Consider the following 20,404-nt stretch of genomic DNA (forward strand, 5'->3'; position numbering starts at 1 on the left):
TCCTCATTTGTAGAGGTCCATCCAGCGGCCGCGCGCGATAGGGTATGCCTTGCATATCAGGGGCTTGCGCGCAGGCTGTTCGGGCCTCTTCCAAAACTATAAAAACAGAGGTGGGTAGTTGAAATTTTCCAGGCTTTTTGTCGCCATTGCGCAAACCCAGGGTGCGAGCCTGCTCGCGATGACGGCGGCACAGTCAACACTTGCGTCGCCTGCCAGTCCGCCATCGCGAGCAAGCTCGCTCCCACAGGGGATTGCGTGAATCCGTTCTACCTTGGAAGAGAAAAAAATAATGACTGAGCTCCGAGATTATCAACAACGAAGTCCCCTGATCGAGACCCGTTCCATCGATTACATCCCCGAGTCCGAGCGTCATGGCAGCCTCTACAGTCAGTTCACCCTGTGGCTGGGTGCCAACCTGCAAATCACTGCAATCGTCACCGGCGCGTTGGCCGTGGTGTTGGGCGGTGATGTGTTCTGGTCATTGATTGGCTTGCTGATCGGTCAGTTGCTCGGCGGCGCGGTCGTCGCGTTGCACGCTGCACAGGGACCGAAACTGGGTCTGCCGCAGATGATCTCCAGTCGTGTGCAGTTCGGGGTCTACGGCGCGGCTATCCCGATAGTCCTGGTGTGCCTGATGTACCTCGGTTTCAGTGCCACCGGCGCGGTGTTGTCGGGGCAGGCTATTGCCCAGTTGATCAGCGTCAGCGACAGCACCGGCATCCTGATTTTCGCCGCGTGCATCGCGTTCCTGACGATCTTCGGCTATCGGGTGATTCACCTGGTGGGGCGTGTGGCCAGCGTGCTGGGCATCATCGCCTTCGCCTACCTGTTTACCCGCTTGATGACCCTCAACGACATTGGCCTGCTCCTGGAAAACCGCCACTTTACCTGGAGCACGTTCCTGCTGGCGGTGTCGCTGTCGGCGTCGTGGCAGATTGCGTTTGGCCCGTATGTGGCCGACTACTCGCGTTATTTGCCGAGCAAAACTTCGTCGTGGAAAACCTTCACCGCTGTTGGCCTGGGGACCGTGCTTGGCGCCCAGGCTTCCATGGTGTTGGGGGTGTTCGTCGCCGCACTGGCCGGCGCCACCTTTCGCGGTCACGAAGTGGCGACCATCGTCGGCCTAGGCAGTACCGGAGTGATGGCGTCGCTGCTGTACTTGAGCGTGGTCTTCGGCAAGGTCACGGTGTCGACGCTTAACGCTTATGGCAGCTTCATGTGCGTGGCCACCATCATCAGCGGCTTCCGCAGTCGCCTGGAAATCACCGCCCGCCAGCGCATGCTGTTTGTGATGTTGATAGTCGCGGCATCGACCACGCTCGCGTTGCTGGGGCAGTACTCGTTCCTGAACTCGTTCAAGTACTTCATTCTGTTTTTGCTGACGTTCTTTACCCCGTGGAGCGCGATCAACCTGGTGGACTACTACTTCATCAACAAGGAGCGTTATGACATCCCGGCCTTGTCCGACCCGGCGGGGCGTTACGGTCGCTGGAACGTGTTGGGGATCAGCGTGTACGTCAGCGGCGTGTTGATCCAGCTGCCTTTTGTCGATACGAGCTTCTACTCCGGGCCGATGGTCGCGCAGCTCGGCGGCGTGGATATTTCCTGGATTGTCGGGTTGGTAGTGCCGGGCGCTCTTTATTACCTGCTGGCCAAGAAGTCAGCGCTGACGGTGCCGGTTGCACGAAGCACGAAGGCCTGACCGAGAGGGGCGACAGTGCATTGTTCGTCATTGCACTGTCGCTGGTCGTTGATGAAGCGCCTGTGCTGATTTCGTCACTCCCTCCGTGCAAACCCATCAAGCCCTATCGCCTTGAATAGACCACCCTGACCGGTCTGTTCAAGGAGATGACCATGATCCGACTGACCCTGATCGAAGCCCACGCGTTGGCCGAATCGATCCTGCTGCACAACGGTTTTAACCTGGCCCATGCGCGTGCGGTGGCGGCGACGGTGATTGCCGGCGAGCGTGACGGCTGTGCCTCTCACGGCTTGTACCGGATTCTGGGGTGTGTCAATTCCCTGCGCGCCGGCAAGGTGTCGGCCACGGCTGAACCCGAGGTGATCAATCAGGCACCCTCGATCGTGCGAGTGGATGCCGGCGGAGGTTTTTCCCAGCTGGCGTTTCAGGCAGGTTTGCCGCTGTTGACGGAGAAAACCCGGGCCAACGGGATTGCGGCACTGGCGATCAATCACTGCGTGCATTTCTCGGCGCTGTGGGTGGAAATCGAGCAGTTGACCGCTGCCGGCCTGGTGGCGCTGGCATGTAATCCGAGTCATGCCTGGGTGGCACCGGCCGGTGGGCGTTTGCCAGTGTTCGGCACTAACCCCATTGCCTTTGGCTGGCCCCGTCAGGGACGTGATCCTTTTGTGTTCGACTTCGCCACCAGCGCCATTGCCCGTGGTGACATCGAACTGCACCGACGTGCCGGCAAAGCGATCCCTGAGGGCTGGGGCGTCGACGCGCAGGGGCAGCCGAGTACCGATGCCAACGTCGTGCTCGACAGCGGCGCGATGCTGACGTTCGGCGGCCACAAGGGATCGGCGCTGGCGGCCATGGTGGAGTTGATTGCCGGGCCGTTGATCGGTGACCTCACCAGCGCCGAGTCACTGGCTTACGACGCGGGCAGCAAGTCCTCGCCCTACCATGGCGAATTGATCATTGCTCTTGATCCACGACGCTTTTTGGGGGACTCGATGGAAAACCATCTGGCCAGGGCCGAAGCGTTGTTTCAGGGGATCGAAGGGCAGGGTGCACGGTTGCCCTCCCAACGCCGCTATGAAGCGCGGGCGCGCAGCCTGGTGGAAGGGGTGCAGATACCCGAGGCTTTGTATAACGACCTCAAGGCATTGCTGGCTTGATTGAATAATTGTGGGCGAGCCTGCTCGCGATAGCGGTGGGTCTGCCAACAGGGATGTTGAATGTACTGCCGCTATCGCGAGCAGGCTCGCTCCTACAGGGGTTTTCGGTGTTTTTCAGATCGGATTTCGGTGACTGTTGCCGTCGACAAGTCGGGCAATACCCAGTGGATTGGCATTTTTCAGTGGCTCGGGCAACAGCGCGTCCGGGCAATTCTGGTAGCACACCGGGCGCAGGAAACGTTCGATGGCCAGGCTGCCGACTGAGGTGCCCCGGGCATCGGAGGTGGCCGGGTAGGGGCCGCCATGCACCATCGCATCACAGACCTCGACGCCGGTAGGGTAGCCATTGAACAGTACCCGACCGACCTTTTGTTCCAGCAGGGCCAGCAGCTCTGCGTGTTCATGCAGCTCCTGGGGTTCGCCAATCAGGGTCGCGGTGAGTTGACCGTGCAGACTGTTCAGCGCCTGGCGCAGTTCGGCTGTATCGCCCACTTCGACGATGAGGGTGGTCGGGCCGAACACTTCTTCCTGTAGCAAGGGATCACCGTCGAGCAGCAGGCTGACGTCGGCCTTGAACAGATGCGCGCGCGCCTGATTGCCGTGTTGGCCAAGGCCGGTCAGGTGGGTCACGCCGGGGTGGTCGAGCAAGGCCTGCACGCCTTTTTCATAGCTGCCCAGGGTGCCGGCATTAAGCATGGTTTGCGCCGGTTGTTCAGCCAGCAGCGCAGTGAGGGACTCGGTGAAGGCACTGAATTGCGCCGAGCGCAGGCCGATGACCAACCCCGGGTTGGTACAGAACTGGCCACAGCCAAGCACGACAGAGGCGGCCAGTTCCCGGGCAATATTCTCGCCGCGAACGTGAAGGGCTTCAGGCAATACCACGACCGGATTGATGCTGCTCATTTCGGCGAACACGGGAATCGGTTGTGGTCTTGCAGCCGCCATGTCGCACAGCGCCCGTCCACCTTTGAGTGAGCCGGTGAAGCCGACGGCCTGGATCGCGGGATGCTTGACCAAGACTTCCCCCACGCCCGCCCCGTAGATCATGTTGAACACACCCTTGGGCATACCGGTCTGCTCGGCGGCGCGGATGATGGCATCGGCCACCCGTTCGGCGGTCGCCATGTGTCCGCTGTGCGCCTTGAACACCACTGGACAACCGGCGGCCAGGGCCGCAGCGGTATCGCCGCCGGCCGTGGAGAACGCCAGCGGGAAGTTGCTGGCGCCGAACACCGCCACCGGGCCGACGCCAATCCGGTACTGACGCAGGTCGCTGCGGGGGAGCGGTTGACGTTCGGGCAGGGCACGATCGATGCGTGCTCCATAAAAGTCACCACGACGCAGGATTTGGGCGAACAGGCGCATCTGGCCGCTGGTGCGTGCGCGTTCACCCTGTATACGTGCGCTCGGTAAAGCGGTTTCGCGGGTGACCAGGGCGACGAACTCGTTATCGAGGGCATCGAGTTGTGCGGCGATGGCTTCAAGAAAATCCGCACGGCGTGTTGCTGGCATAGAGCGAAAGGCCGGGAACGCCGCGGCAGCGGCCTGTGCGGCGGCGTGCACTTCGGCTTCGGTGGCTTGTATGAAAGAGAAGGGCAGCGCCTCGCCGGTGCTGGCGTCATGGCTTTGCAGAACGATGCTGCCGGCGGCGCTGCGTGTACCGCCGATGTAGTTGTGGCCGAGGATCTGGGGCATGAAAAACTCCTGTCGGGATAGTGGGCTCAGGCCAGCGAATCGCCTCGTTGCGGGGACGCGGGAGCGGCGTTGCCCTGCGCCGCGATCCGCGCGGCGGACTCGGCATCCACCGCGTGCAGCGACTTGCCACGGGTTTCCCGGGTCAGCCCGACGGCAACGACAGAGATCAGCGAAGCGCCGACCAGGTACCAGGCGATGGGCGTTGAGCTGTGGTACTTGTTGAGCAGCGTGATCGCAATCAGCGGGGCCAGGGAACCGGCGAAAATCGGCGCCACCTGGTAGCACAGCGAGAGGGCGGTGTAGCGCACGTGAGTCGGGAACATCTCGGCCATCAACGCAGAATACGGTGCATAGGTCATCGATTCGATGGCCAGGCCCAGGGTGATGGCCGCCATGATCAGCCAGTTGTTCCCGGTGTCCATCATTGGGAAGCCGACGAACCCCCAAAATGCGGTAAGTACCGCGCCAACCAGGTAGACCGGTTTGCGCCCGACAAGATCGGACAGATAACCCATCAGCGGGATCATGAAGAAATGCAGCAAGTGTGCACCGAACATCAGAAACAGAATCTCTGAGGTGTCCTTGTGTACCACCAACTTGAGGTAGGTAATCGAGAACGTCACCACGGTGTAGTAGAGAATGTTTTCGGCAAAGCGCGCACCGATACCCACCAGCACCGAACGCCAGTGGTGACGCAGCACTTCGACCACGCCCAGTTGTTGCTGCTTGGTGTGAGCCTGACGAGCCTGAGCCTCCTTGAAAATCGGCGCATCATCGACACTGGTGCGAATCCAGTAGCCGATCAATACCACCACCGCCGAGAACCAGAACGCTACGCGCCAGCCCCAGGCGAGGAAGTCTTGTTCCGACAGGTTCGATGACAACAGCAGCAGGGCGACCGTCGCGACCAGATTCCCGGCCGGCACACCGGCTTGCGGCCAACTGGCCCAGAAGCCACGGCGATTATCCGGGCAGTGTTCGGACACCAGCAGAATCGCGCCACCCCATTCACCGCCAAAGGCGAAACCCTGGATCAGCCGCAACAGCACCAGTAACACCGGCGCCGCGTAACCGATCTGGTCGAATCCGGGCAGGCAACCCATCAGGAATGTCGTAATGCCGACCACCACCAGGCTCAGTTGCAGCAGGCGCTTGCGGCCAAATTTGTCACCGTAGTGACCGAACACCAAGCCACCCAGCGGGCGGGCGAGAAAGCCTACAGCGTAGAGCGCGAACGCGGCAATGATGCCGTCGATGGGGCTGTCGGTCTGTCGAAAGAACAGTTGGCCGAAGACCAATGCCGAAGCGGTACCGTAGAGAAAGAATTCATACCACTCGGCGACAGTGCCGGCCATGGCGGCGGCCACGACACGTTTGAGTCCGGAGGGGGTGGTTGCGCGTTGAGTGTCTTGAAGATTTGGCATGCTGACGTTTCCTGTAGAGGCGCAAAAACAGGCAGCCGGGTCGGGCCGTGAAGGCCCGCCCGGCAATCACTCAGAGACCGACGTCCGGCAGTTGCGGACGGTTCGCCAGGGCTTTGGCCATGATTTGTTCGACGAACACCCGATCCGCTTCCGGCAAGGCCAGGCGTGGCGGACGGGTCAGCGCGCTGCCGCGACCGGCGATGGCTTCACACAGCTTGATGCACTGCACCAGGTCGGCACGGGCATCCAGGTGCAGGATTGGCATCAGCCATTCGTAAATCGGCATGGCTTCGGCGAAGCGCCCGGCCTTGGCCAGACGGAAAATGGTTTCGCCTTCTTTCGGGAACACGTTGGACATGCCCGAGACCCAGCCTTCGGCACCCACGGCGATGCTTTCCAGCACCACATCATCGAGGCCGGCGAACAGTACGAAGCGGTCGCCGACTTCATTGCGCACGTCGATGAAACGGCGGGTATCGCCGGAGGAATCCTTGAAGCACACCACGTTGTCGCAGTCGGCCAGGGAAATCAGGATGTCCGGGGTCACGTCGTTTTTGTAGATCGGCGGGTTGTTGTAGACCATCAGCGGCACGTCGGCATTCTTGGCCACGTAGCGATAGTGCTCGGCGGTTTCAAACGGCTTGGAGCCGTAGACCAGAGCCGGCATCAGCATCACGCCATCGACGCCGACCTTGCGTACTGCGTTGGCGACCTTGGCCGCTTGCACACTGGTGAATTCAGCCACGCCACAAATCACCGGCACCCGGCCGCGAGAAGCATCGACAGCGACTTCGGTGACGGCGATTTTTTCTTCGGCGGTCAGCGAGGTGTTTTCGCCGACGGAACCACACACCACCAGGCCTGACACACCGTCGCGGATCACGTTGGAGATCACCTGGTGGGTTTTATCCAGGTTGATGCTGAAGTCATCGTTGAATTGAGTGGTTACCGCAGGGAAGACGCCACTCCAGTTGATACGCTTGCTCATTTGTTGCCTCCGGATCGTTAATTGTATTTCGTATACGATATTTAAAATGAAAAGTTTCGGCCAGTGTTTTTTTCGGGTTTTTGGGGAGATTTAGTAGCCGTTGGTCTGGGTGTTAAGGGATTAAGCACCCGGCCAGGTGTCGGACAGGCGATAGCCCTGTGGCCATGGATCGCTCGGATCGAGTAGCAATTGGTGGGTGCCGGTAATCCAGGCCCGCCCGGAAATGCACGGGTAAATAGCGGCGCGGCCGGCTACTTCGGTTATTGAATCAATGCGGCAGTGGAACTCGGAACCGATGATCGAACGACCGATAAAACGTTCGCCAACATGCATCAAGCCCTTGGCCTGCAACACCGCCATGCGCGCCGAGCAGCCAGTGCCAGTGGGTGAGCGGTCGATTTTGCCGGGTTGAATCACCACCGCGTTGGCGCCTGTGGCGATACCGTTCTCATGGACGATAGGCGCCGCGATCTGGCAAAAGGAGATGTGCGACCACTCGGGGTTCAGCGGATGCACAAACCCTAACTGCTCATTGGCCGCCCGAGTGATTTTCAGTCCGACGTTCACCAGATCGGCAGCCTCGTCCGGACTGATTGAAAAACCCAGACCCTTGGCATCGGCGATCACGAAACTGTCACCGCCATAGGCGGTATCCACCTTGAGCGAGCCGAGACCTTCGACTTCGATCCACGCATCGAGGCGATCGGCGAAGGACGGCACGTTCTTGATTTCGACCCGTTCAACCTTGCCGTCACGGCAATCGGCAACCACCTCAATCAGCCCGCCGGGAGCCTCCAGCACCATTCGGGTTTGCGGTTCGGTCATCGGCAGGATGCCGCTGTCGAGCAGCACGGTGGCCACGCACAGTGAGTTTGAACCGGACATCGGTGGCGTGTCCGCAGGCTCCATGATGATCCAGGCCATCTGCGCCCGCGGGTCCTTGGCCGGCACCAGCAGGTTGACGTGGCGAAACACGCCACCGCGCGGCTCGTTGAGCACAAAGTTGCGCAGGGTTTCATCCTTGGCGATCCAGCGCGACTGTTCCCACACGGTGGCACCGGGCGGCGGGGCGACACCGCCGACGATCACGTCACCGACTTCGCCTTCGGCGTGGCAGCTGACGACGTGGATTACTTTTGATGAGCGCATGGTTTGATCCTTGTTGTGTCTGTTGGGGCCTCATCGCGAGCAGGCTCACTCCTACAGGGTTCAGTGTCCAACTCAGATCCACTGTGGGAGCCAGCCTGCTGGCGATGGGGCCATTTGTCATTTCACCGATTTCAAAAACGCCGCAGTCTCCGCATGCACCGGATTACCAATCACCTGATCCGGTGACCCAATCTCATGCACCAACCCATTGCGAAAGAACGCCACCCGGTCGGACACATCGCGGGCGAAGCGGATCTCGTGGGTCACCAGCACCATGGTCATGCCGTCTTCGGCGAGCATGCGCATGGTGTCCAGTACCTCGCCCACCAGTTGCGGGTCGAGGGCTGAAGTGGCTTCGTCGAACAGCATGTATTCCGGTGACATCGCCAGGGCGCGGGCGATGGCCATGCGTTGCTGTTGACCGCCGGACAGCTTGCCGGGGAAGGTCTTGAGCTTGTCGCCCAAACCGACGTGGGTCAGTTGTTGCACGGCCAGTTCTTCGGCTTCGGCCTTGGTTTTGCCCAGCACTTTGCGCGGGGCGAGCATGACGTTTTCCAGCACCGTCAGGTGCGGAAAGGCGTTCCATTGCTGGAACACGATGCCGATCTTCTGGCGCAGGCGGTTGAGGTCGGTGGTGCTGTGATGAACTTCGACCCCGTCGACTCGGATGTTGCCTTTCTGGATCGGCTCCAGGCCGTTGATGCACATCAACAGCGTGGATTTGCCGGAGCCGGAGCCGCCGATGATCGACACCACCTCACCCTTGTTCACGGTCAGGTTTACGCCCTTGACCACTTCGAGGTTGCCGAAGGATTTGTGTACGTTATCGATCTCAATCATTTTCCTGCCACCTTCTTTCCAGACGAGCGCCGAGGCGTGCAACCACCAGGCTCATGACGTAGTAGATAAGGCCCGCGATGCACAGCACCAGCAACGGTTCCTGGATGCGGGTGACGATGGTTTGCGAGGCGCGCAGCAGTTCGACGATGCCGATCCACATCACCAGCGCGGTGTCTTTCATCACGCCGAGCACCAGGTTCAGCCAGCCGGGGAAGGCGACTCGCGTGGCCATCGGCAGGACGATCCAGCGCAGGTCCTGCAAGAAACTCAGGCCCAGTGAGCGGCTGGCCCGGCGCACCGTGAAGGGCACCGCCAGCACGCCGCCGCGCACGATCTCGGTGAAGTAGGCGGCGGTGTACACACCGAGCACGATGCAACCGACGCTGAAGGCGCTGATGTTCAGGCCGACGATGCTTTTGAGGGAGTTGAACAGCACGAACTGGATCAACAACGGCACGCTGCGAAACACGTCCAGCACCCAGGCCAGCGGCAAACTGGCCCGTGGCAACAGAGCCCGCAGCAAGCCGAACAGCAGCCCGGCGATGGAGCCGAGGATGATCGACCAGAACGTCAATTGCAGCGTGACCCAGGCGCCATTGAGCAGGAACAGCAGGTCATTGGAGGAAAAACCGGTGGCGAACATGGACAGCTCCTCAGTAACGAAACAACCGCCAGGCCATCAACCGGGCGCTCGCGACAATCGCCTTGGCAATCGCGTAATACAGCACCGCCGCAATCGCGAAGTACTCGAAGGTGCGGAACGTTTTGACGTTGTAGTCCTGGGTCACCCCGGTCAGGTCATTGTTCAGCCCCACGATGACCCCCAGCGACGTCATCAACACCGCCCAGACCATTTGGTTGGTCAGCGGGTAGAACACGATGCGCAACAGCTGCGGGACGATGATCATGCGGTAGGTCTGAAAGGCAGTCATGCCCAATGAGCGGGCGGCGCGCACCTGGGTCTGGGGCACGGCCTTGAGCCCGCCGCGAAAGTTTTCCGCCAGGTAGCCCGCGTTGTTGAAGGTGATCCCGGCCAGCAATGCGAGCCACGAGCTGACATGCAATCCGAGCGAGCCGAGGCCGAAGTAAAGGATGTAGATCTGGAACAACGACGGCGTGTTACGGGCAATCGATACCCAGCCGTTGCCGATACCGCGCAACAGCGGGTTTTTGCTTTCGCGCATGACCGTCAGGGCCAGGGCGATGAGCACCCCGAAGATCATCGACAGGGCCGCGGTCTCGAAGGTGACCACGGCGCCGGCGAGCATGTCCGGCAAGGCGCGCAGGGCTGAGCGCCATTGGAAGGTGTAGTCAAACATGCGCGGGGCTCTCCAGTTGGGCGGCGGGTTGCAGCCAGGCCGGCAGACGCCCGCTGGCGATGGCGTTGCACGCGGTATCGACGCACTCGGCAAGACTGGCGAAATGCACCTTGCGACCCACCAGCCCAGGGGCGTAGTGGGCGTACTTGCCGGAGTTGGTCATCAGGGTGGTGGCGGCCGGTGGAATCACCGGCTCGCCGAGCATGCACCAGCAGGTGTCGGTGACCAGGGTGGCGCCGAAGACTTCGATCACCGCGATATGCCCGGCCTGGCGTGCCTGCTCCAGCACCGCGCGACCGCAGGTGATGGCGAGTACCACGTTCGGGTGTTTGTGCCGGCCCCGGCACAGCCGCGCCAGATGTGCAAATTCGCTGAGGGAAAAGTGCGGGTTGCCCAGCGACACCACATCCACCCGGTGGTCACGGGCAGTGTTGAGCTCGCGCCAGCTTTTCAGCAGGTCTTTGAGGCGGATTTTTTCCACGGGTATGAATGCATCCGCTTCCAGTACCTGTGTCGGGTCGAGGGCTTCCGGTGTAACCCCGGCGATATGAAACAGCGGCGCCGCCGAGGTGGTGGCGAAGGCCGCACCGAAGGCTTTGAGATCGTCGAGGCTCGGTTGACGGTTTTCCAGGCCCAGTACCAGCGGCACGCGGCTGCCGGCCAGGGCACCGATGTGATATCCGAGCAGCGGGTAAAAGGCATCGTCCAGTTCACCGAGTACGGGCAACTCGATCTGCAAGCGGGCCTTGCGTTGCTCGTCCAGATGGCAGCCGATCAATGGGGCGCGGCCGGTGAGGGCGATGCAGATGTCGAGGTAATCCGGGTACTTCAGGGTGCGTGCGCCGAGCACGCTGTTGGCGTACACCACGGCATTGGATTCGGCCCAGACAATCTGCTCGCCTGCCTTGGGCGCAGTGTCGAGCAGGTAAGGCGCGCAGGTGTAGCTCAGATGCGCACCCATCGCCATATAGGCATCGCCCAAGGCACTGGCCGGCTCGCCGAGGGCCGGGTCGATGCCCAATTCGCGCCAGCGGCGCTGGTCCACGGAAATCGAATTGAGGGTGGTGGGCACCCGCACTTTCGCGCCCCATTGCACCAACTGTTGGGCAAAGCGCAGGCTGGCAGGCCCCGTGTAGATGCAACCATCAATGTGCGCCTGGGTGACGTCCACCAGACTTCGCGCCCCTTGCAGCTCGGCCATGCGCAGAACAATGTGCATGGCCATTTGCGCGGCTTGACCGTGCTGACCGTCGAGCAACGCCTGATCAAACTCGGTGAGCTCGATGGAAGCACGCCTGTCGGTGCAAGGTTTGTCGAGCGCCTGCCAGGTATCACCGGGCAGGTACTCGAACAGGCTCAGCGTGGCGCCATCGACCCGGGCGAAAGCGTGATCGCCCAAGGTCGCGAACGCCTCCCGGCCGATGCAGAGCACCGGCAGGGAACGGGCAAATATGGTCTGCGCCACCAGCACGCCCAGGGTCAGGATCTCATCCGGTTCGGCCAGCACCAGTGCCGCCGGTGCATGGCCGTTGCTGATCAGCTCCATCAACACACTGCTGCCGGTACACGAACCGCGCCCGCTGGGAATCGCCAGCACACACCCCGACAGATATTCGCCGCTGAGCGAGTGGTGGCGATCGATGACTTCGCCACTGCTGGCGTCAACCCCACCCCAGAAACTCAGCCCGACATCGGCGAACAGCAGGGCACCTTGAGCGGCGCCCGCGACCAGGCTGCGACCGGTCAGAGAAACGGACCCAGGCATGCCGGACATCTCAGTAGTAAACCTGTGGCACGGTCAGGTTGGCCGGCGAGATATCGGTGCCGACCCATTTGACGAACAGCTCCTGATAACGACCGGTGCGTACCTGCTGGTTGACGAACAGGTTGAGGTAGTTGAGCAGGCCGTACTCGTTGCGCTTGGCGCCGAGGGAAACGTAGTCGATCACGTACGGGGCGTTACCGGCGACTTTGAGGTTTTTGTATTTACCCGATTTGAGGGTGGCGGCGGCGACGGTGTTGGTGACCACGGTGGCGTCGATGTGGCCTTGGGCAACGGCCAGAAGGGTGTCGTTCTGCGACTGATAGGCACGGAAGCTGCCAGTGCCCCAATTCTTCACGTTTTTCTCAAGGGCGATGGCCTCATAGGTGCCGCTGGTGTTGCCCACGGGTTTGCCTTTGAGGTCGTCGAAGCCGTTGATGCCCGTATCGTCGCGGGTCAGCACCACCATCTGGAATGCGAAGTAGGGCACGGTGAGGCCGACGGTCTTGGCCCGTTCCAGGGTGTCGGACGTAGAGGCGACGATCACATCGGCGCGCCCGGAGACCAGCGCCGGAATGCGGTCCGGGAATGGCGTCTCGACCACTTCAGCCTCGACCCCGAGGATCTTCGCCAGGTCGCGGCAGTAATCCACGTCAAAGCCGGCCGGGTTGTTGGCGGCATCACGAAAACCCATGGGCGGGAAGTCCAGGGTCACGGCGCAGCGCAGCTTGCCTGCACCGATGATGTCGTCGAGCTTGTCAGCCTGGGCGTTGGCGACAACGAGGGTACTGAGAACAGCGCTGAGGGCTACGGCAAATGCGGGGTTTTTCATAGAGGCCTCGGTGAGTGAAGTGCTGTTGAATATCGTATTGGGGATTTCGTATACGATATTAACAATAGCAATCAACGTGCCGTTTTCCAGTCAGAACGGTGAAATGACCGTCAGCCCTTGAAGTAGAAGTGTTGCAGCGGCGCAACGCCGGTTCGGTGTGATGCAGGTCGGTGTTACAGATGGGAGCAGTGGTTGTGCGGGCGCCCCTTTAGGGAACACCGGTGACCGGCCTAGCGCTGATTATCGCGATACTGACTTGGCGACAAACTGGTCAGTGAACGGAACTGCCGGCTGAAGGCACTGTGGTCGGTGTAACCGCAGCGCAGGGCGATTTCGGTGACGGGCAGGTCGGTGTGCAATAACAGGCGCGAGCCTTCTTCCAGTCGCGCCTTGTGAATCATCTGCCGCGGTGTGAGCTGGAACACCCGTTTGCAGTGACGCTCCAGTTGCGCGACAGAATAACCGCCAATGGCCGTCAATTCAGCGAGGCTGATGGGACGCGCGAAATGACTGCGGATATGCGCATCCACGGCGGCGAGCTTCAGGTACGCCGGGTGCGTGGACTGGGGTGTTGGCAAATCCCGGGAGATACCGGCCAGGCCGACAATGCGACCCTGTTCGTCGTGAAGGGCCAGTTTGTGGGTCAGGCACCAGATCGGCTGGTTACCGAAATACAGGTGCAGTTCCAGTTGGTCGGCCAGCATACGGCCGCTGGATAACACCCGCCGATCCTGTTCGGTGTACAGGGGGCCGAAGTTTTCCGGGAAGACATGCTCGGCGGTCAGTCCCAGCAATTGTTCGCTGTGTTTAAAACCGCAACGCCGCGCCAGCGTCTGGTTGACGAAGGCGTAACGAGCTTCGCAATCCTTGATGAAAAACACCACGTCCGAAAGGGTGTCGAGCAACGGCGCGATGGGCTGAAGGTTGCTGAGCAGTGTCGGCAGGTCGCAGGGTTTGAAGGTGGTGAGTGAGGGGTACATAGCGCTGGGAGGTCCGAGGGCGACCTGCGGATCATAGAGGCTCGGCCGCATGACCGAAACCCCAGGCACGGGCATCACCCTGGCGGGGTGTCGTCCAGGCTCATCAACGTCTCGATCCGCGCCGGGCTGTACGGTGGGCGCGACGCCGAGGGTTGCCAGCCAAATAAATGCTGAGCGGCGGCGCCACACACACGGCCCTGACAGGCACCCATGCCGCAACGGCTGGCCAGCTTGGCCTCGCGCCAGTCGCTGTGTTCAGTCAGTGTGGCGTAGTGCACGTCTTCGCAGCGACAGACCAGGGTGTCGGGGCGGGCCAGGGACTTGAGGTGCGGGTCGAGGGCGAAGGCCCGGTTCAGTGCCTTGGCGAAACCTTGCCAGCGTGCCCGGCGTGGCCACCATTGGCGGGCCTTTTCCAGATCTCCCACAGCGCTGTATCCGGCAATCGAACCTTCGGCCAAGGCCAGTTCACTGCCGCCGAACCCGGTGCATTCGCCCGCTGCGTAATGATCGGCGCGGTGGCTGGCCTGCCAGATATCCACCGCCAACGCTTGTCCTTCGATGGCGTAACCCAGTGCCTGGCCCAATTGGATATTCGGGATCAAGCCGAACCCACAGGCCAGCCACTCACATTCCAGTTCGTTGATTTTGCCTTGCTGTTGCAGGCGCACGCCTTCCAGTCGGTCAGTGCCAAGGGCTGCGATGACATGAGTGCTTGCACGGTAATGACGGTTGAACAAGCTGAACGACTGTAGCCATTTCTCAGGCCAGCGCGGCAGTTGCGCGGCAAAACCGGCGACAGACGCGAGTGAAGCTTGCTCGGCGATGCGTAGCACTGTGGCACCGTGTTTTTTGGCGGTAGCCGCACTGGCCAACAAGAGGGGGCCGCTTCCGGCAATCACCACGCGCTCGTCACGCACCGCAAGGCCAGCTTTGATCAGTGCCTGCAAACCCCCGGCCCCTGTCACCCCAGGCAGTGTCCAGCCGGGGAAGGGCAGCAGCAACTCTCGGGCACCGGTGCACAGGATCAATTTTTCATAGCTGATCAGCCAGCCGCGATCGTCGTCTTCGACTAGCAGTTGTTTCGTGCCGGGATTGGCGATCACCCGAGTGCCGCTGTGATGTCGGATATTGGCGTGGGACTGCAAGCGCTCACGCAGCTGACGGGCCTGAGCGGGGAGGCTGGCTTGCGGGCCGTCGCGCCAGATCTGGCCGCCCGCCAGCGGGTTGTCGTCGAGCATGACAACGCGGGCGCCACTGGGGGCCGCTGCCAGTGCGGCGGCCATGCCGGCGGGGCCGGCACCGATGATCAAGATGTCGGCGTATTCGTTCATGCCTGTGTCTCCACTTGCATGCCGTCACGGCAGAGGGTCTGGCAAGCGAGGCGACGGCGACCGTCGATGGTCACCCGGCATTCCTGGCAGATGCCCATGCCGCACAGCGGTGCGCGCCGTTGTCCACTGACCGAGGTGCGACTGCAACCGTTGCCACCCAACGCCAGGGCCGCGGCGACGCTGGTACCGTCGGCGACCCTCAGGGCCTGACCGTCGAGCATCAATTCAGGCATACACAGGTTCTCCGAGGAAACGCTGGGGCAGGTAGGGTTGAGCGGCCAGTGGCGGGGTTTCGTTGAACAGTTGCGCGACCAGCAAATCCGCCGTGCCTGGGGCGGTGGTCACCCCCAATCCTTCATGACCGACCGCCAGCCATAAGCCTTGGCGTTGTGGGTGCTGGCCCACCAGCGGCAAGCCGTCGGGGCTGGCGGCACGAAAACCGGTCCAGGCGCGGATGCCATTGAGCCGTGCCAACCCCGGCATGTAGTGGGCTGCACGCTTGAGCATTTTCGCCAGCATCCAGCCTTCGACCTGCGGATCGGTCGTGCCGAATTGCCGCGAGGCACCAATGAACAATTGCCCGGTCGGACGCGGTTGAATATTGCAGGCCACGGACGGGCCCTTGGCGTTGTGGGCGCTGGTGACGTAACCCAGTTCCACGAGCGTGTGGGTGACGGTGGCGGGGTAGCGGTCGGTGATCAGCAAGTGACCTTTTTTCGGCTCGATGGGTAACTCAGGGCACAGTTCACTGGCCTGGACACCGTTGGCCAGCACCACCGCTTCGGCACTCAACCAGTGGCCGTCATCGAGGCGTACCCGATGGCCATCGACCTCCGTGACCCGTGCCCGGCGCTGGTGGATGTTCGGCGTGTCGAGCATCCAGTTGGCCGTGGCGGGCGCATAGAGAATGCCGTCACCCTTGATCAGCAGTCCCCCTTCAAGGTCCTCGCGCAACTCCGGTTCACGCTGGCGCAAGGTACTGGCACCAACCCGCTCACAGGCGATTCCCTGAGCTTGCAGGTTCAGGTATTTGCTGTGGGCCACCGCCATTTCCTCGGGGTTGGCGGCCAGCCAGAGCGTGCCGTTGTTGCGGTAAGCGCAGCCGTCGGGCAAGTCCGGCGCATGCTCGCGCCAGCGCTGCAGGGAATAGTCACTCAGGGCCAGTTCTGCCGGGTTGTCGTCGAGCACCAGCAGGTGGCCCATGCCCGCGGCCGTCGCGTTGTGCAGACCGGCATCGAGCACCAGCACCTGCAAGCCGCGACGCGCCAAGCCCTGGGCACAGGCCGCGCCGATGATGCCGGCGCCGATGACGATCACATCGGCCACACGGCCCTGGCTCATGGGCGAATGCCCCAAGCGAAAGGATCGTCCTGTTCAATGATCAGACGGGCTTCGGCACTGATGAAGGCGCGGCCTCGAATGGTCGGGATGATGCGCTCACCCTGCCATTCGAAGGAGCCTTCGAACTCGCTGCCGATGACACTGGCCTGGCGCCAGATCTGCCCTGGCTGCAACTTATCGTCAGCCGCCATGCACGCCAGTTTGGCACTGGTGCCGGTGCCGCACGGTGAACGGTCGTAGGCCTTGCCCGGGCAGAGTACGAAGTTGCGGCTATCGGCGCGATCGTCATCGGCGAACAGTTCGACGTGGTCGATCAGGCCGCCGTCTTCACCGCGAATACCCTGGGTTTCCAGTGCCTGCTGCACTGCGTAGGTATAAGCGGTCAGCGTCTCAAGGTTGTCGCCTGACACCCGCAGGCCGTGGTCGGCGATCAGGAAAAACCAGTTGCCGCCCCAGGCGACATCGCCGATCACCTGACCGATCCCCGGCACCTGCAATGCCAAATCCTTGCGGTAACGATAAGCGGGCACATTGCGCACGCTGACCGAATGGTCGGCATGCAGGGTGGCTTGCACCGTGCCCACCGGTGTCTCGATGCTGTGCACGCCGGGCCCGATCTTGCCCATGTGCGCCAAAGACGCCACCAGGCCGATGGTGCCGTGGCCGCACATGCCCAGGTAACCGCTGTTGTTGAAGAAAATCACCCCGGCACAGGCGCTCGGGTCTACGGGTTCGCAGAGCAGGGCACCCACCAGCACATCACTACCCCGTGGTTCCAGCACGCACGCCGCACGCCATTGGTCATGTTGATCGGCGAGGATTTTGCGCCGTTGCGCCATGCTGCCGCGACCCACTTCAGGAAAACCGGCGGTCACCAGACGGGTCGGTTCGCCGCCGGTGTGGGAGTCGATGACGGAGATGCTTTTCATGGGGGGGCCACGTCCATTCGGTTGAGTGAACGCTAGAGTGGCCCGTGCGGGCGGGTGTCGGCTTGATGGATTTAACCGGTGCCGATGACGAAATCGGCACAGTGTCCGCAGCCGTCAGTGGGCGTGGGGCAGATGCTCGAAGAGGGTCTTGCAGACGCCGGCAATGTGCTCATCCAACAGCTTCACCGCCAGTTCCACATCCTTGGCACGGCAGGCTGCAAGGATCTCGCGGTGCTCGTGATCGGCGCGCTCCTTGCCGGCGGACAGGCTCATCTGCATGCGCAGGTAGCGTTCCAGTTTGTCGTTGACCGAACGAATCAGGCTGACCAGAAACGGTCGCTGCGCCGGCTCGTACAGGCAGGAATGCAACTCCCAGTTGAGCTCGGCCCAGCGCCCGACGTCGTCTTCGCCGATGAATTCCTGGCAGATGCTCTCGGCACGGGCGAAGGTCTGTTCGGTCATGTTGGGAATGGCCAGGCGCAGCACCTTGTCTTCCAGCAACATGCGTACTTCAAACATCTGCGCCAGTTCTGCGTCGGAAATCCGCGTGACCATCGCCCCGCGATTGCGCTGGAACATCACCAGCCCTTCGGCCTCCAGTCGCTTTAGGGCCTCGCGCACCGGAATTTTGCTGACGTTGAACTGACGGGCAATATCGTCCTGGCGAATCGGTTCATCCTCGGCAAAATGACCGGCGACGATCGCGTCCCGCAGATGGCGGGTGATGATTTCCGAGGTCGAAGGCGTATTGCCAAGGTCGGGGGCGTTGAGTTTGGGTAGATTCACGTCGGCGGTCGTTTGGAGTGAGATAGCGCTAGGGTATACGAAATTCTTTAACGGATCTCCCTCGCCCCTTTCAGGTGTCAACCCGAGCGCATCGCTCATCAATCCGTTGGAACTCCCCGTACCGCCGCCCCGTCATCTGGAATAAGGGGGGCTGCGGGTATTTCGTGGCGAACCCTGATTACGCTTTTTCATTCAGAAGGCGAGGGACGACATGATTACTTCAGACAGCACAACCGGGAGTCAGCCCGATAAACCCGACACCGGAGGGGCAGAGCAGGGCTTTGAACACTTGAAGGAAAACGTGACAGAGGCACTGGGCGGCGCAAGAGAGCAGGCTGATGCGCAATTTGGTCAATACCGGGATACGGCAGCCGACCAGATGGAGGCACTGGCCCACGGGGCGAAATCGTTCGTTGCTGAGTTGCAGGACAAGGACACACTGGGCATGTCCGACTACCTGTCGGACATGGCCGAGTCCATGAGCGGCCTGGCCGGGAACCTGCGTGGCAAGAGTGCCGAACAGTTGCTCCATGACGGCGCCGATCTGGCTCGCAACAATCCTGCCTTGTTCATAGCCGGCAGCATTGCGCTGGGCTTTGGCCTGTCGCGCTTTCTCAAGGCCGGTGCCGCGCCAGCGGCGACATTCCCGGATGCCAGCGATCCGGCAGCGGGCCACTCAATGCCGACGTCAGGTGGATTTGGCGCGCAACGCCCCTACGAAACTTCCATTCCATCTCGCACCGATCAAAGCCCTGGCGGCACCATCGTCACGCCGACGGCACCCAGTGACCACGGCCACCCTTCGGACTTTGCAACGCCTTCGAGCCCCGGTTCGACAAACGCCAATGGAGCACTGTGATGAACAGAGAAGATCCGAATTTCCCAGGGGCGACACCGTTGCCCGTACCCGATCCTGATGCTTCGGTCGTCGGACTATTGCGACAGTTAGCCCGCGAAGTGCCGGCGCTGTTCACCAAGGAACTGGCGTTGGCCAAAGCCGAGCTTCAGGCCAGCCTTACAACGCTCAAGGCTGGCATTGCCGGAGTCGCGAGCGGGGCGGTTGTGCTTTTGGCGGGGTTCATCATCCTGTTGATGTCCGCCGTCTATGGCCTGAGCATCGTGATGGCGCCGTGGTTGGCGGCACTGATCGTTGGTGTGGTGGTGATGATCGTCGGGTTCGCCATGCTGCAAGCTGGAAAAAAACAGTTCGAACCGTCCCATTTGAAGCCAGACCGGACGTTGGACGCCTTGAACAAAGATCAGGAAGCGCTGCGCAGGAGAGTCTCATGAACAGTGAATTCGAATACGAGTCGCAAAAAAGCCCCGAGGCCATCGAGCGCGATATCGATGCGCAGCGGGCGAGTATCGGCAACATTGTCGATGCCCTGGAAAGCAAATTTACCCCAGGACAGGCCTTTGATCAGGCGTTGTCTTTCATGCAGAACAACGGTACGACTTTCCTGACCAACTTGGGCACCAGCGTGCGCAATAATCCCGTGCCTGCGGTGCTAACGTCGGTGGGGCTGCTGTGGTTGATGATGAGCCAGAACCGTCCGCCGACCCCACGCCCGGTTTATCCCGCAAGTACTGATCAGAACAAGGTCGGGGAGTGGGCCGATGGCCTGGCTGACGGCATCGACAGTGCGCGTGACCATCTGCACCAGACTGCCGACACACTCAAGGAGGGTTACCAGAGCGTGAAAGGCAAAGCGGCGCACCTGGGTGACAACCTGGGAGCGGCCACCGATAGCGTCAGCCACGCCGTTCATGACGCCAGCGACCGTTTGGTGCGCAGTACACAAGTGATGGGCAATCAACTCAGCCATTTGCTCAAAGAGCAGCCACTGATGGTCGCAGCTGCAGGTATCGCCTTGGGGGCGATGTTGGGCGCTGCATTGCCCTCGACAGCGACCGAGCAACGCTACATGGGCAAGTCCAGCGCAGGGCTGGCCGACAAGGTCAAGCAACAGGCGCGGGAGGGTTTCGAGGCGGTGCGCGATACGGTGACAAAAACGACGGATCAAGCGGACGCAGGCATGAAACCGGAACGCGATTACCGCGAAACACCCGATGCCCCAGCCGATCTGTCTCGAGGAATGGGTACTTCCTAAAGGCGGCTATGAATAACGGGAGGTCCATTCAGGCCTCCCGTTATTCGTACGTCAA

At 61.5% G+C, this 20,404-nt stretch carries 20 protein-coding genes; 5 read left to right on the forward strand and 15 right to left on the reverse strand.

Annotated features, from left to right (window positions below; all coding sequences use genetic code 11):
* The first annotated feature begins 289 nt into the window (after positions 1-289).
* Positions 290-1,702, forward strand: a complete 1,413-nt coding sequence (locus J2Y56_RS23015) for a cytosine permease (RefSeq protein WP_310352913.1) — start codon at positions 290-292, stop codon at positions 1,700-1,702.
* 152 nt (positions 1,703-1,854) lie between these two features.
* Entirely contained in the window at positions 1,855-2,862 is a 1,008-nt protein-coding gene (locus tag J2Y56_RS23020) for an Ldh family oxidoreductase (protein WP_310352915.1), read from the forward strand.
* A gap of 114 nt (positions 2,863-2,976) precedes the next feature.
* Here the strand turns inward: J2Y56_RS23020 and J2Y56_RS23025 are convergent, their stop codons facing one another.
* From J2Y56_RS23025 to J2Y56_RS23095, 15 genes are all read right to left on the reverse strand, one after another.
* Positions 2,977-4,557, reverse strand: coding sequence for an aldehyde dehydrogenase (NADP(+)) (locus J2Y56_RS23025; protein WP_007944305.1), 1,581 nt, complete (start codon positions 4,555-4,557; stop codon positions 2,977-2,979).
* Positions 4,558-4,583: 26 nt separating this feature from the next.
* Positions 4,584-5,981 (reverse strand): fosfomycin efflux MFS transporter AbaF, encoded by a 1,398-nt coding sequence (gene abaF / locus J2Y56_RS23030; RefSeq protein ID WP_007944307.1) that lies wholly within the window; start codon positions 5,979-5,981, stop codon positions 4,584-4,586.
* 70 nt (positions 5,982-6,051) lie between these two features.
* On the reverse strand, positions 6,052-6,969 hold the full coding sequence (locus J2Y56_RS23035) for a dihydrodipicolinate synthase family protein (protein ID WP_007944309.1): 918 nt from the start codon (positions 6,967-6,969) through the stop codon (positions 6,052-6,054).
* A 120-nt stretch (positions 6,970-7,089) separates the two neighbouring features.
* Positions 7,090-8,118, reverse strand: a complete 1,029-nt coding sequence (locus tag J2Y56_RS23040) for a trans-3-hydroxy-L-proline dehydratase (RefSeq protein ID WP_007944310.1) — start codon at positions 8,116-8,118, stop codon at positions 7,090-7,092.
* Positions 8,119-8,235: 117 nt separating this feature from the next.
* Positions 8,236-8,958, reverse strand: a complete 723-nt coding sequence (locus tag J2Y56_RS23045) for an amino acid ABC transporter ATP-binding protein (RefSeq protein WP_007944311.1) — start codon at positions 8,956-8,958, stop codon at positions 8,236-8,238.
* Positions 8,951-9,601: an amino acid ABC transporter permease gene (locus J2Y56_RS23050; RefSeq protein ID WP_007944312.1), complete on the reverse strand. Its 651-nt coding sequence runs from the start codon at positions 9,599-9,601 to the stop codon at positions 8,951-8,953. Before J2Y56_RS23050 ends, J2Y56_RS23045 begins: the two co-directional genes overlap by 8 nt.
* A 10-nt stretch (positions 9,602-9,611) precedes the next feature.
* Entirely contained in the window at positions 9,612-10,277 is a 666-nt protein-coding gene (locus J2Y56_RS23055; protein ID WP_150780984.1) for an amino acid ABC transporter permease, read from the reverse strand.
* A complete protein-coding gene (locus J2Y56_RS23060; RefSeq protein WP_007942619.1) occupies positions 10,270-12,042 on the reverse strand; it encodes an aconitase X in 1,773 nt (590 codons plus the stop codon). Before J2Y56_RS23060 ends, J2Y56_RS23055 begins: the two co-directional genes overlap by 8 nt.
* A 10-nt stretch (positions 12,043-12,052) precedes the next feature.
* On the reverse strand, positions 12,053-12,871 hold the full coding sequence (locus J2Y56_RS23065) for a transporter substrate-binding domain-containing protein (protein WP_007942618.1): 819 nt from the start codon (positions 12,869-12,871) through the stop codon (positions 12,053-12,055).
* A 230-nt stretch (positions 12,872-13,101) separates the two neighbouring features.
* On the reverse strand, positions 13,102-13,851 hold the full coding sequence (locus J2Y56_RS23070) for an AraC family transcriptional regulator (protein ID WP_310352925.1): 750 nt from the start codon (positions 13,849-13,851) through the stop codon (positions 13,102-13,104).
* 74 nt (positions 13,852-13,925) lie between these two features.
* The gene (locus J2Y56_RS23075; protein WP_007942616.1) at positions 13,926-15,182 is read right to left on the reverse strand and encodes an FAD/NAD(P)-binding oxidoreductase; all 1,257 of its coding nucleotides are present in this window, start codon (positions 15,180-15,182) and stop codon (positions 13,926-13,928) included.
* Positions 15,179-15,415 carry a (2Fe-2S)-binding protein gene (locus J2Y56_RS23080; RefSeq protein ID WP_007942615.1) on the reverse strand — a complete coding sequence of 79 codons (237 nt, stop codon included), beginning with the start codon at positions 15,413-15,415 and terminating at the stop codon, positions 15,179-15,181. The genes J2Y56_RS23075 and J2Y56_RS23080 overlap by 4 nt, the downstream gene beginning before the upstream one ends.
* A complete protein-coding gene (locus J2Y56_RS23085) occupies positions 15,408-16,523 on the reverse strand; it encodes an FAD-binding oxidoreductase (RefSeq protein WP_007942614.1) in 1,116 nt (371 codons plus the stop codon). The genes J2Y56_RS23080 and J2Y56_RS23085 overlap by 8 nt, the downstream gene beginning before the upstream one ends.
* Positions 16,520-17,452 carry a 4-hydroxyproline epimerase gene (locus J2Y56_RS23090; protein WP_007942613.1) on the reverse strand — a complete coding sequence of 311 codons (933 nt, stop codon included), beginning with the start codon at positions 17,450-17,452 and terminating at the stop codon, positions 16,520-16,522. The genes J2Y56_RS23085 and J2Y56_RS23090 overlap by 4 nt, the downstream gene beginning before the upstream one ends.
* A 114-nt stretch (positions 17,453-17,566) precedes the next feature.
* Positions 17,567-18,238, reverse strand: a complete 672-nt coding sequence (locus J2Y56_RS23095) for a GntR family transcriptional regulator (RefSeq protein ID WP_033048642.1) — start codon at positions 18,236-18,238, stop codon at positions 17,567-17,569.
* A gap of 211 nt (positions 18,239-18,449) precedes the next feature.
* Here J2Y56_RS23095 and J2Y56_RS23100 point away from each other — a divergent pair, with 211 nt between their 5' ends.
* Genes J2Y56_RS23100 through J2Y56_RS23110 form a run of 3 tightly spaced genes read left to right on the forward strand, consistent with a single transcriptional unit; the run spans position 18,450 to position 20,349 of the window.
* Complete coding sequence (locus J2Y56_RS23100; RefSeq protein ID WP_007942610.1) at positions 18,450-19,097, forward strand: hypothetical protein; 648 nt, start codon at positions 18,450-18,452, stop codon at positions 19,095-19,097.
* Positions 19,097-19,528, forward strand: a complete 432-nt coding sequence (locus J2Y56_RS23105; RefSeq protein WP_007942609.1) for a phage holin family protein — start codon at positions 19,097-19,099, stop codon at positions 19,526-19,528. Before J2Y56_RS23100 ends, J2Y56_RS23105 begins: the two co-directional genes overlap by 1 nt.
* Positions 19,525-20,349 carry a DUF3618 domain-containing protein gene (locus tag J2Y56_RS23110; protein WP_007942608.1) on the forward strand — a complete coding sequence of 275 codons (825 nt, stop codon included), beginning with the start codon at positions 19,525-19,527 and terminating at the stop codon, positions 20,347-20,349. Before J2Y56_RS23105 ends, J2Y56_RS23110 begins: the two co-directional genes overlap by 4 nt.
* Positions 20,350-20,404 lie beyond the last annotated feature (55 nt).

Source organism: Pseudomonas sp. BE134, assembly GCF_031456105.1.
Taxonomy (GTDB): domain Bacteria; phylum Pseudomonadota; class Gammaproteobacteria; order Pseudomonadales; family Pseudomonadaceae; genus Aquipseudomonas.